We start from the raw sequence: 12,061 nt of genomic DNA on the forward strand, positions 1-12,061 counted from the left end.
GAAAAAAGGGTAAAGCCCGCGCCGCTGGCGGCTGCGGTGATTTACAGCACCCGGCTGTCGAAACGGCTGACGCCCGGCAGTTCCAGCACCAACTCGTCGCCGGAGTGGAACGGGCCAACGCCGGCCGGGGTGCCGGTGAGAATGACGTCACCGGCCTGCAGCGAGAACTGCGCGGCCATGTGCTGGATGATCGGCACGATGGGGTTGAGCATCATTGCGCTGTTGCCATCCTGGCGTACTTCACCATTGATGGTCAGGCGAATCGGAATGTCATTGACGTCGGCGAAGGCGTCGGCAGACACGAACGGCGGCAGCACGCAGGCACCGTCGAAGCACTTGGCGATTTCCCATGGCAGGCCCTTGTCGCGCAGTTTGCTCTGCACATCGCGCAGGGTCAGGTCGAGCGCCGGGGCGAAGCCGGAAATGGCATCGCGCACGTCTTCTTCGCTGGCCCGGGCCGACAGCGGCTTGCCCAGCAGCACCGCGATTTCCGCCTCGAAGTGCACCGAACCGCGATCGCTTGGGATGTTGAACCCACCTTCGGCAGGCACCACGCAACTGCCCGGCTTGATGAACAGCAGCGGCTCGGTCGGAATGGGGTTGTTCAGCTCTTTGGCATGTTCGGCGTAGTTACGCCCCACGCACACCACCTTGCCCAGTGGAAAGTGGATGCGCGTGCCGTCTACGTATTGGTGCTGGTAATTCATGGCCGATTCCTTTGCTACTGGTGGTCAGGAGCGAAGATCTTACCCGGATTGAGAATGCCATTCGGGTCGAACACCGCCTTGATCGCTTTCATGCAGGCGATTTCCGCCGGCGAGCGACTGTAATGCAGATAGTCGCGCTTGATCATGCCAACGCCATGTTCGGCAGAGATCGAGCCCTGGTAGCGCTCGACGATCTCGAACACCCACTGGTTGACCGTGGCGCAGCGGGCGAAGAACGCCGCCTTGTCGAGATGGGCCGGCTTGAGGATGTTCAGGTGCAGGTTGCCGTCACCGATATGGCCGTACCAGACCACCTCGAAGTCCGGGTAATGCTGGCTGACCACCGCATCGATCTCGCGCAGGAACGCCGGCACCTTGGCCACGGTGACCGAGATGTCGTTCTTGTATGGGGTGAAATGGGAAATGGTTTCCGACAGGTATTCGCGCAGTTTCCACAGGTTCCTGAGCTGGGTTTCGCTCTGGCTCATCACCCCATCGAGTACCCAGCCCTGTTCCACGCAGCGCTCGAAGGTGGCCAGGGCCTGCTCGGCGACCTCGTCATTGAGCGCTTCGAATTCGAGCAGGGCGTAGAACGGGCATGGCGTCTCGAACGGTGCTGGGACATCGCCGCGAGCCAGGATGTGCGCCAGCCCCTTGTCGGAAAAGAATTCGAAAGCGGTGAGGTCGAGCTGTCCCTGGAAGGCATGCAGCACCGGCATGATCGAATCGAAATCAGGCGTACCGAGCACCATCGCCGTGAGGTTGCGCGGGGCGCGCTCCAGCCGCAGGGTGGCCTCGACCACGAAGCCCAGGGTGCCCTCGGCACCGATGAACAACTGGCGCAGGTCGTAGCCGGTGGCGTTCTTCACCAGGCCTTTGTTCAGTTCGAGCAACTCGCCCGTGCCGGTGACCACCTTCAGCCCGGCGACCCAGTTGCGCGTCATGCCGTAGCGGATCACTTTGATCCCGCCGGCGTTGGTGCCGATATTGCCGCCCACCTGGCTGGAGCCGGACGAAGCGAAGTCGACCGGGTAATACAGGCCGTTCTCTTCGGCGAAGGCCTGCAACTGCCGGGTAATGACCCCAGGCTGACAGACCACGCTGCGATCGACCGCATCGAAGCCGATGATCTGGTTCATCAGGTCGAACGCCACCACCACTTCGCCATGGGCCGCCACCGCCGCCCCCGACAGCCCGGTACGCCCGCCCGACGGCACCAGCGCAACCTGGTGACGGTTGGCCCAACGGACGATGGCCTGGACCTGTTCGAGGGTTCTGGGCAGCACCACGGCACTGGGTGCAGGCGGGTAATGCCGGGTCCAGTCGGTGCCGTAGGCCTGCAGCGAGGCGGGGTCGGTCAGCACCTTGGCGGGTGCGACCAGCGTCATGAGTTCAGCGAGTACCGCGGTGTCGGTCATGGCAGGAACACTCGGACTATTCATGGTCAGCCTGAACAGGCTTCATGTGGCGGAATCAGCGCAGATTGCGTCGCGCATGGTAGCATATCGCCCCCGTTGTTCGTGCTAGGCCCCTCGCCGTGCCGCTGCAACTTCTCGCCATTTTTCTCCGGGATACAGGTTTACGCAGATGAGCAAGACTTCTCTCGAAAAGAGCAAGATCAGGTTCCTTCTCCTTGAAGGTGTGCACCAGAACGCTGTCGATACCCTCACGTCAGCCGGTTACACCAATATCGAGTACCTCACTGGTTCGTTGCCCGAAGCCGAGCTGAAAGAAAAGATCGCCGATGCCCACTTCATCGGTATCCGCTCACGCACCCAGTTGACCGAAGAGATCTTCGACTGTGCGAAGAAACTGGTCGCGGTCGGTTGCTTCTGCATCGGCACCAACCAGGTCGACCTCAATGCCGCCCGCCAGCGCGGCATCGCCGTATTCAACGCACCCTACTCCAATACCCGTTCGGTCGCCGAGCTGGTGCTGGCCGAAGCCATCCTGCTGCTGCGCGGCATCCCCGAGAAAAACGCTTCGTGCCATCGCGGCGGCTGGATCAAGAGCGCTGCCAACTCCTTCGAGATTCGTGGCAAGAAGCTCGGCATCGTCGGCTATGGCTCGATCGGTACTCAGCTGTCGGTACTGGCCGAGAGCCTGGGCATGCAAGTCTACTTCTATGATCCGCTGACCAAACTGCCGCTGGGCAACGCCACCCAGGTCGCCAACCTGCACGAACTGCTGGGCCTGGCCGACATCGTGTCGCTGCACGTGCCTGAGTTGCCGTCCACCCAGTGGATGATCGGCGAGAAAGAAATCCGCGCCATGAAGAAAGGCTCGATCCTGATCAACGCCGCCCGCGGCACCGTGGTCGAGCTCGATCACCTGGCCGCCGCGATCAAGGACAAGCACCTGATCGGCGCCGCTATCGACGTCTTCCCGGTCGAGCCGCGCTCCAACGATGAAGAGTTCGAAAGCCCGCTGCGCGGCCTGGACAACGTCATCCTCACCCCGCACATCGGTGGTTCCACCGCCGAGGCACAGGCCAACATCGGCCTGGAAGTGGCCGAGAAGCTGGTCAAGTACAGCGACAACGGCACCACCGTTTCCTCGGTCAACTTCCCTGAAGTGGCCCTGCCGGCGCACCCGGGCAAGCACCGTCTGCTGCACATCCACGAGAACATCCCGGGCGTGCTCAGCGAAATCAACAACGTGTTCGCGGAAAACGGCATCAACATCTCCGGCCAGTTCCTGCAGACCGACGACAAGGTCGGCTACGTGGTCATCGACGTCGATGCCGAGTACTCCGACCTGGCTCAGGAAAAACTCCAGCACGTCAAAGGCACCATCCGCTCGCGCGTCTTGTTCTGATACGCCGCGCTCGCCCGGCCAAGGTCTGCTTCGGCAGGCCGAAACCGGGCACGCAGTGCCGGCCCGGATCATCATGACCGGGCCAATCAGCCCCTTCTGCACTACCCCGCCCCTCTGGCGCGGGAAAAAATCCCTCCGCTGGCAAACATTCCCCGCCTCGCACGGTCATAGCCTGCGCTTCACCGGCCTGGAGCAGCGCCGGCGAACGCCATACACCTGCCAGACACAAGAAAAGGGACACCCATGCGTTTAACCATTGGCGTACTGCTTGCAGTACTGATCAATCCATTGGCCCAGGCCGAGCTGCTGGATGAAGTCAACGACCGGGGCGAACTGCGCATTGCCGTGCTGGCCGATACCCCGCCCTACACCTTCAAGGAAGATGAGCGCCTGACAGGCTTCGAGGTGGAGTTGGGTCAGGCCCTGGCCGATGAACTGGATGTACGCGCGACTTTCGTCGAGGCACCGGAGTCGGAACTGGTAGCGGGCCTGGAAAGCGGGCGCTACGACATCGCCCTGAATGACCTCAAGCCGCCCACCCAGGCCGAAATCGACACCAGCCAACCGTTCAGCAGCGAAACGCGGGTGATCCCATTTCAGAAAGACAATCCAGCCTTCCAGAGCGCAGTCAACAATGCCTTGCAGCGCCTGAGCGAAGCGGGACGCCTGGCCGAGCTGGAAGCCAAGTGGCTCAAGCCTGCCGAGCAACCTACCGCGGCGCGTTAGGCGCTGTCATTCGCCCGAGGGCCTGGCTGGCCTGCTCCAGTTCAAGCTCGCTGAATACCTGCACGCCTTCGCGGCGCAACAGTGCCGCTGTGACGCCCTCGCCGCTTACCTTGACCCCGCTGAAGCTGCCGTCATAGGTCAGGCGATTGCCGCACGAAGGGCTGCCTGATTTGAGCACCGCCACACCGATGCCGTGCCGCCGCACCAGCATCAGCGCCCGCTGCGCGCCGTGCAGGAAGGCCTGGGAGACATCCTCGCCCTCGACGGTCAGCACCTGAACCTGGTCATCGAGCACCTGCCCGCCCTGCCCGCCGAGAATCTCTGCCGGCGGGCGGGGTGTCGACAGTCCCCCCGCCACCTCGGGACATAGCGCCACCACCCGACCTTGGGCCTGCCAGGCGCGCAACACATCAGGATGGCCACTGTCGCGACCGTCATAGCGCACCGCCTGACCGAGCAGGCAGGCACTGACCAGCACCTTGGGCAGCTCAGAACGGGTCATTGCCGCGGCGCCTGAACCAGCCGGTGAGCGACAGCCGATCACGGCTGGCCGGCAGTACCTCATGGGGCACATCGCCGGACAGAAACACCACCAGCGAAGCTGCCTCAGGGGGAACGTCGTGCTCACGTCCATCCAGGTACATGCGCAGTTCCCCACCCTGGCCGGCCTGCCAGTCATCGTTGAGGTACAACACCGCCGAGACCATGCGCCGGTCGTCATCCTGGAAACGGTCGAGGTGGCGCCGGTAGAACGCACCGGGCGGGTACAGGGCGAAGTGGCATTCGAAGTCTTCGAGGCCCAGGAACAGCTCGCGGTTGATGGTCTGACGCAGACAGTCCATCACCTCCAGGTAGCGGTCGCAGCAGTCGGCGTCACCGGGCTCGATCCACTGGATACGGTCGCCGCGAATCGCCTCGCGGATGGTCTGTGCATCGCCTCGGCCAATCGCCGCCGGCTCCAGCTCGCCTTGCGCCGCGCGGCGGCGACACTCGGCCGCCAGCGCGCGGATCAGCTCGCCGGGCAAGAACAGGGCCTGCTGCGACCAGCCACGGGCGGCTAGATCGTCGACGATGGCCGACAACATCGGGTGTTCGGAAGGTAGGGTCATGGCCGGCATCATAGCGGTAACCCAAGCGCACAAACAGTAGGCTTCGCTGGCGGTACGCGCGTACCACCTGACGGCCAGCCGTCTCGGGGTTCTCGACAAATCAGGCCGGTGCCTAGGACAATGGCGCCCTGCCGACAGGAGTCCTGAATGCGCCGTCCGTTTTCCCTGCTTGTGCTGATGATCTGCGCCATGCCTGTCTGGGCAGACAGTCTCGACCAACTGTACAAAGCCGCTGGCTGGGCCGACCAACGCGCCCACTTCACCGATGCCGTTGGCGCCGCCCAGCAGCGCTACCGCAACAGCTTGCCACCTGCGGTGTTCCAGGCCCTGGTCAACAACAGCAACCAGCGCTTCCAGGCCCAGGCCATGGACCGCCGTGCCCAGGCCCAGTTGCGCGCCACCCTGCCTGATCCCACCGCGGCGCTGACCTTCTTCCAGTCGCCGCTGGGGCGCAAGGTGGTCGCCGCCGAGTTGCTGGCCACGCGCAAGGATCAGTTGGCGAAAAACGCCGAGGGGCTGCCGAAGATTCAGGCCAGCGATAATCGCCTGCTGCTCATCGACCACCTGGCGCGGGCGTTGCCGGCGCGTGAAGCCGGGGCGGAGGTCAGCCTGGCCATCGCCGGTGTTGCCGCCGACAGCTTGAGCTCGATGCTGCCCGGCCTGTTCGGCGGCGGGCAGGCGCAGGGCATGCTCGACGGCCAGCGGCAACGGCTGATGCAGCAGATTGGCAGCGACCTGAACAACACCTTGCTGTATGTCTATCGCGACCTGTCCGACAACGAACTGGAAGAATTCGCCACCTTCGCCGAGTCCGCCGAAGGCAAGGCCTACTACCAGGCCGCCCTGGCTGCCGTGCGCGCCGGGCTGGCCGTGGGCCAGAGCGGCGCCGACCTGAACTGATCAGCCCAGGTGCTGGCCGAGGAAGGTGAAGTACTGCTGGCGCACATCAGGCAGCTCGTTGGCAAGGTGATGGCGCGCCTGGGGCAACATGAGAATCTGCGGCTTGGCGAACTTGTCTTGCAGCACGCGCAGGTTGTGTTGCCAATCCACCGTGCCGTCAGCCTCGCCCTGCACGATGAGCAAGGGCCGGTTGCTGCGCGGCGCCGCTTCGATGTGCTTGACCCACTGCACCAGCGCACCGACCCAGGCGGTCGGTAGCCGCCGTGGCTGTAAAGGGTCTGCCTGCAGAAACGGCAGGAAGGCCGGGTCGCTGCTGTTGTCGGTGAAGCGCCGCTCGATACCACTGACGAAGTGCCGCAGCACGCTGTAGCTGAGCTTCGAGCGGCCCCAGGCGCGCGGTCGCACCAGCGGTGCCAGCAACACCACCTGGCCTTGCGCAGGGCTCTGTTCGGCGCAGTGCAACAGGTGATCGACGACGATGGCGCCACCGGTGCTCTGCCCGCACAGGTGCCAGGGTTGCGGCAGGTCGAGGGCCTGGGCCTGGAGGAACAGTGCGTCGAGCACCTGCTGATACACCGCGAAGTCATCGATGCTGGCCCGCGCGCCGCTGGACAGCCCATGCCCCGGCAGGTCACAGCTGAGCACGGCATAGCCCTTGCCCAACGCCCATTCGATGACGTGGCGGAACAACCCCATGTGGTCATAGAAGCCATGCAGCAGGAACAGCGTCGCCACCGGCTGAGGTGGCAGCCATGCCTGTCCGACCACCTCGAATCCGGCCACCTCGAACGTGCCCAGGGTGCTCGACGTGGGCAGGTCGAGGCCGTAGTAACGCTGGTAGATCAGGCCTTGCTCACTCAGCGCGGATCGCGCGGTCAGCGGCGCTAGGCTGGCGCGCAGTTGGTCGGGATGAAAACTGGCAGGCATGGGACAGGTCCGAATCGAGCAAGCATTGACCTGCGATATTCAGCTCTGGTTCACGCCATGGCAAGCTGTGCGAATCGTTCATCGCCAGCGCCGCGGCGCGGCATCCGTGGATCGCCCATGTCCAGCCCTTCTCGCTCTACCCTGATGCTTGTCCTGCTGGTGCTATTCGGCGCCGCCGTGGCGTGGTTCGCTTATGAGCGTTTCCAGGCCCGCTACCTGCGCCCGTTCGATCATCAGGCCACCCTGTTCGATGGCAGGCAATTGCAACTGCCAGCGGAAATCGCCGGCCCCGGTGCGATTCGCGTGGTGCATTTCTGGGACCCAAGCTGCCCTTGCAATGTCGGCAATCAGCAGCACCTGAGCGAGCTGGTGCAACGCTTCGCCGGGCCCGAGGTGCAGTTCCATACCGTGCGCAAGCCCGGCAGCCACGGCCAATTGCCGCAGCCGTTGGCAGACTTGCCGGAGCTGCCAGCGTTGCCGGGCAGCGCGCAACTACCCGCAAGCCCCGCCGTGGCGATCTGGGATCGGCAAGGAACGCTGGTGTACTTCGGGCCATGGAGCGAAGGCGCGGTCTGCAATGCCAGCAACAGCTTCGTCGAACCGATCATCCAAGCCCTGCGCGCCGGGCGCACGGTGACGGCGACCAACACCCTGGCGGTGGGCTGCTACTGTCCATGGTCTGCCGCTGAGGAACCTCGATGAAAACTCGCCTGAGCCTGCTGGCGCTGAGCGTCGTGCTGACCCTGGCCGCCTGTGTCGGCGTCTACCTCTATCAGAAACAACCACAACGCCAAGGCGACATACGCCTGGCCGGCTTGCAGGCGCCGGTGCAGGTCGACTACGACGCCCGCGGCGTGCCGCATCTCCAGGCGCAGAACGAGGCTGACCTGTACCGAGCGCTGGGCTATGTGCACGCCCAGGATCGCCTGTTCCAGATGGAGCTGATGCGCCGCCTCGCCCGTGGCGAACTGGCCGAAGTACTCGGCAAGGCCCTGGTGCCCACCGATGCGCTGTTTCGCAGCCTGCGCATCGCCGAACGCGCCACGCGCATGGCGCAACGTCAGGACCGCCAGGGCGCCACCTGGCAGGCGCTGCAGGCCTACCTCCAGGGCGTCAACGCCTGGCAGGCCGAACACCGGCCGATGGAATTCGACCTGCTCGGCATCACTCCGCGCCCATTCACCGCCGAGGACACCTTCAGCATTGCCGGCTACCTGGCCTACAGCTTCGCGGCGGCGTTTCGCACCGAACCTGCGCTGACCTACATTCGTGACCAACTGGGCAGCGACTATCTGCGGGTGTTCGATCTCGACTGGCAGCCCACCGGTAGCGTCGCCGCCCCCTTGGCCACTGCCGACTGGCGCGGCCTCGAACACTTGGCGCGGACCAGCCATGAGGCCCTGCAGCTCACCGGCATCGCCCAGTTCGAAGGCAGCAACGCCTGGGCGGTGTCTGGCAGCCATACCCGCAGCGGCAAGCCGCTGCTGGCCGGCGACCCGCACATCAGCTTCGCCGTGCCGTCGGTGTGGTACGAGGCCGAGCTGAGCGCGCCAGGCTTCAACCTCTATGGCCATCACCTGGCGCTGACGCCGTTCGCCCTGCTCGGGCACAACGCCGAGTTCGCCTGGAGCCTGACCATGTTCCAGAACGATGACGTCGACCTTGTCCGCGAGCAGGTCAATCCAGCCAACAGCGAGCAGGTGCTGATCGACGGGCGCTGGCAACTCCTCGAACGCCGCGCCGAATCGATTGCCGTCAAAGGTGAGCCAGCGCAGGTGATCGAACTGCGCCGTTCGGCCCACGGCCCGATCGTCAATCGCGTGCTGGGCGACAGCGCAGGCGATGCGCCGATTGCCCTATGGTGGGCGTTTCTGGAAACCGAAAACCCTATTCTCGACGGCTTCTACCAGATCAACCGCGCCGCCTCGCTGACGCAGATGCGCGAAGCGGCGAGCAAAATCCACGCTCCGGGGTTGAATCTGGTGTGGGCCAACGCCGCTGGCGACATCGGCTGGTGGGCCGCGGCGCAGTTGCCGATTCGCCCCGACGGGGTCAATCCGGCGTTCCTTCTCGACGGCAGCAGCCACGCCGCCGACAAGCTGGGCTTTCGCCCCTTCAGCGACAACCCGCAGGAGGAAAACCCGGCGCGCGGCTATGTGGTTTCGGCCAACGCACAGCCGCCTGGCGAGGTCGCCATCCCCGGCTACTACAACCTGGCCGACCGCGGCCGCCGCCTCGACCAGCGTCTGCGCGAAGGCGGCACGCAGTGGGACACCGCGCGCAGCCAGGCGCTGCAACGCGAGGTCGGCAGCGACTACGGCCCGCGCACCCTGGCACCGCTGCTGCCGACCTTGCGCCGGGTGGCCGAGGGTGATCGGCAACAGGCACTGGTTCAGGCCTTGGCAGACTGGCAAGGCGACTACCCGCTGGAGTCCACGGCGGCCACGCTGTTCAACCAGTTCCTCTATGAGCTGGCCTTCGCCGCCCTGCATGACGAGCTGGGCGACACCTGGTTCGAGGTGCTGCTGGGCACCCGCGCCATCGATGCCGCGCTGCCGCGCCTGGCAGCCGATGCCAGCTCACCCTGGTGGCAGAACCGCCATGAGCCATCGGCAAGTGGGCGCGAGGCGGTGGTGCGCCTGGCCTGGCAACGCAGCCTGAGCCACCTGCAAGCGCTCTATGGGGAGGATCCGGCAGGCTGGCACTGGGGCCAGGCACACACCCTCACCCACCACCACCCGCTGGGGGCGAAAAAACCGCTGAACCTGCTGCTGGACATCGGCCCGTTCGAAGCACCGGGCAGCCACGAAGTGCCGAACAATCTATCGGCAAAAATCGGCCCGGCGCCCTGGCCCGTCACTTATGGCCCCTCGACGCGGCGGGTGATCGACTTCGCCCACCCGCAGCTGGCACGCACCCTCAACCCGGTCGGCCAGAGCGGTGTGCCCTTCGACCGCCACTACGCCGACCAGGCCCAGGCATACATAACTGGACAAGATTTCCCGGCGCGCCAACCCACGGAGGATGGCCAGAGCACGCTACGCTTGCTCCCCGCCAACCCTAGCCAACAGGAATAGCCCGCCATGGACAAACACTTCATCGACATCGAAGGCGCACGCCTGAGCTACGTCGACCAAGGCCAGGGGCCGGTCGTGCTGATGGGGCACAGCTACCTGTGGTCTGCCGAAATGTGGGCACCGCAGGTCGAAGCCCTGTCTACCCGCTATCGAGTGATCGTCCCGGAGCTCTGGGGCCATGGTGATTCGGCACCGCCACCGCCCGGCACCACCGACATGGCCGCCCTGGCGCGCCAGTACCTGCAACTGCTCGACGCCCTGAGCATCAGCCGCTGCCATGTCGTCGGGCTGTCGGTGGGCGGGATGTGGGGCGTGCACCTGGCCCTTGCGCACCCGTCGCGAGTCGATCGTCTGGTGCTGATGGACACCTACCTGGGCGCTGAACCCGACCCCACCCGCGAGCGCTATTTCGCCCTGCTCGACGCCGCTTCCCAAGCCGGTGAGTTCACCGACCCGTTGCTGGACATCATCGTGCCGATCTTCTTCCACGCCGGTGGCGCAACGGTACCTGAAGTGCGCGAGCGCTTTCGCAGCGATTTGAAAGCCTTCAGCGCCGAGACCATCCGCAATAGCATCGACCCCTTGGGCCGGCTGATCTTCGGTCGGGAAAACCTGCTTGAACAGCTCAGCCAACTGCCTGCCGAGCGCAGCATCGTTCTGGGTGGCGATCAGGACATCCCGCGTCCACCCGCCGAAGCCAATGAAATGTCCCGTCTGATCGGCTGTCTGGCGGCGCAGATACCCGATGCCGGGCACATCTCCAGCCTCGAGAACCCCAGGGTGATCAATGATTTTCTGCTGAACTGGCTGCCGCGCGCGGCGGGCTGAGTGGCGGCAGGCGCCCCACAGGTGCCGTGCACACACTGTGGGGGGCCGCTTGCGTTCGCTGCGGGGGCAGCGAAGCGGTGGGATCAGAACGCGGGCAGTACCGCGCCCTGGTATTTCTTCTCGATGAAGGTTTTCACTTCAGGGCTGGTCAGGGCCTTGGCCAGTTTCTGCATGGCATCGCTGTCCTTGTTGTCCGGGCGAGCCACCAGGAAGTTGACGTACGGCGAGTCGCTGCCTTCGATGACCAGCGCATCCTTGGCCGGGTTCAAGCCCGCTTCCAGGGCATAGTTGGTGTTGATCATGTCCAGGTCGACCTGGTCGAGAACCCGCGGCAGCATGGCCGATTCCAGCTCACGGAATTTCAGCTGCTTGTCGTTCTTGACGATGTCCTTGGGGGTCGCCAGGGCATTGTTCGGGTCTTTCAGGGTGATCAACCCGGCTTTTTGCAGCAGCAGCAAGGCGCGGCCGCTGTTGCTGCCCTCGTTGGGAATGGCGACGGTGGCGCCTTGCTTGAGCTCGTCAAGGCTCTTGACCTTCTTGGAGTAGCCACCGAAGGGTTCGACGTGCACGCCGACCACGGTCACCAAGTTGGTGCCTTTGCCTTCGTTGAAGTTCTTCAGGTACGGCAAGGTCTGGAAGTAGTTGGCATCCAAACGCTTCTGGTCGACCTGTACGTTGGGCTGCACGTAGTCGGTGAAGACCTTGATTTCCAGGTCCACGCCTTCTTTGGCCAGGGTTGGCTTGATCAGCTCGAGGATCTCGGCATGCGGCACCGGGGTGGCAGCCACCACCAGTTTTTCAGCCGCCGAGGCCAGGCCAGTGAATGCGAGGGCAGCGGCCAGGGCCGTGGTCAGCAACGTCTTCTTCATGATGTTCCTTGAAAGTGTGCGAGTACGGGGTCGACAACGTGGGCCGGGCGCCGCTAAGGGGCCGGCATGAAGCGGACGATACCGGTAATACTTATGCCTTA

12 protein-coding genes are annotated in these 12,061 nt (G+C 64.5%); 6 read left to right on the forward strand and 6 right to left on the reverse strand.

The annotated features are described in order from the left end of the window. Nucleotides 1-41: 41 nt before the first annotated feature. Together LK03_RS04870 and LK03_RS04875 are read right to left on the reverse strand one after the other, a co-directional pair. Nucleotides 42-707 (reverse strand): fumarylacetoacetate hydrolase family protein, encoded by a 666-nt coding sequence (locus tag LK03_RS04870; protein WP_038411320.1) that lies wholly within the window; start codon nt 705-707, stop codon nt 42-44. A 14-nt stretch (nt 708-721) separates the two neighbouring features. Continuing rightward, nucleotides 722-2,125, reverse strand: coding sequence for an FAD-binding oxidoreductase (locus LK03_RS04875; RefSeq protein ID WP_038411321.1), 1,404 nt, complete (start codon nt 2,123-2,125; stop codon nt 722-724). A gap of 169 nt (nt 2,126-2,294) precedes the next feature. Here LK03_RS04875 and serA point away from each other — a divergent pair, with 169 nt between their 5' ends. Together serA and LK03_RS04885 are read left to right on the forward strand one after the other, a co-directional pair. Then, nucleotides 2,295-3,524, forward strand: a complete 1,230-nt coding sequence (serA, locus tag LK03_RS04880; protein WP_028693289.1) for a phosphoglycerate dehydrogenase — start codon at nt 2,295-2,297, stop codon at nt 3,522-3,524. 243 nt (nt 3,525-3,767) lie between these two features. Then, nucleotides 3,768-4,250, forward strand: a complete 483-nt coding sequence (locus tag LK03_RS04885) for a transporter substrate-binding domain-containing protein (RefSeq protein ID WP_038411322.1) — start codon at nt 3,768-3,770, stop codon at nt 4,248-4,250. On the opposite strand, the gene LK03_RS04890 is transcribed toward LK03_RS04885, so the two are convergent. Beyond that, on the reverse strand, nt 4,234-4,752 hold the full coding sequence (locus tag LK03_RS04890) for a DUF523 domain-containing protein (protein ID WP_038411323.1): 519 nt from the start codon (nt 4,750-4,752) through the stop codon (nt 4,234-4,236). The two genes, LK03_RS04885 and LK03_RS04890, sit on opposite strands and share 17 nt — an antisense overlap. Beyond that, complete coding sequence (locus tag LK03_RS04895) at nt 4,739-5,368, reverse strand: 2OG-Fe(II) oxygenase (RefSeq protein WP_038414611.1); 630 nt, start codon at nt 5,366-5,368, stop codon at nt 4,739-4,741. The genes LK03_RS04890 and LK03_RS04895 overlap by 14 nt, the downstream gene beginning before the upstream one ends. 138 nt (nt 5,369-5,506) lie before the next feature. Here LK03_RS04895 and LK03_RS04900 point away from each other — a divergent pair, with 138 nt between their 5' ends. Next, nucleotides 5,507-6,259: a DUF2059 domain-containing protein gene (locus tag LK03_RS04900; RefSeq protein WP_038411324.1), complete on the forward strand. Its 753-nt coding sequence runs from the start codon at nt 5,507-5,509 to the stop codon at nt 6,257-6,259. Here LK03_RS04900 and LK03_RS04905 read toward each other — a convergent pair whose 3' ends face one another. After that, nucleotides 6,260-7,186, reverse strand: coding sequence for an alpha/beta hydrolase (locus LK03_RS04905; protein ID WP_038411325.1), 927 nt, complete (start codon nt 7,184-7,186; stop codon nt 6,260-6,262). 144 nt (nt 7,187-7,330) lie between these two features. Here LK03_RS04905 and LK03_RS04910 point away from each other — a divergent pair, with 144 nt between their 5' ends. From LK03_RS04910 to LK03_RS04920, 3 genes are read left to right on the forward strand one after another with little or no spacing between them, the layout of a single operon-like run. Then, nucleotides 7,331-7,888: a DUF6436 domain-containing protein gene (locus LK03_RS04910; RefSeq protein ID WP_240478661.1), complete on the forward strand. Its 558-nt coding sequence runs from the start codon at nt 7,331-7,333 to the stop codon at nt 7,886-7,888. Further along, the gene (locus LK03_RS04915; RefSeq protein ID WP_038411327.1) at nt 7,885-10,263 is read left to right on the forward strand and encodes a penicillin acylase family protein; all 2,379 of its coding nucleotides are present in this window, start codon (nt 7,885-7,887) and stop codon (nt 10,261-10,263) included. The genes LK03_RS04910 and LK03_RS04915 overlap by 4 nt, the downstream gene beginning before the upstream one ends. Nucleotides 10,264-10,269: 6 nt before the next feature. Continuing rightward, complete coding sequence (locus LK03_RS04920; RefSeq protein WP_038411328.1) at nt 10,270-11,091, forward strand: alpha/beta fold hydrolase; 822 nt, start codon at nt 10,270-10,272, stop codon at nt 11,089-11,091. 83 nt (nt 11,092-11,174) lie between these two features. Here LK03_RS04920 and LK03_RS04925 read toward each other — a convergent pair whose 3' ends face one another. Continuing rightward, nucleotides 11,175-11,960 carry a MetQ/NlpA family ABC transporter substrate-binding protein gene (locus LK03_RS04925; RefSeq protein ID WP_038411329.1) on the reverse strand — a complete coding sequence of 262 codons (786 nt, stop codon included), beginning with the start codon at nt 11,958-11,960 and terminating at the stop codon, nt 11,175-11,177. Nucleotides 11,961-12,061: the final 101 nt, after the last annotated feature.

The sequence above is a fragment of the Pseudomonas cremoricolorata genome, from assembly GCF_000759535.1.
Lineage (GTDB): Bacteria > Pseudomonadota > Gammaproteobacteria > Pseudomonadales > Pseudomonadaceae > Aquipseudomonas > Aquipseudomonas cremoricolorata_A.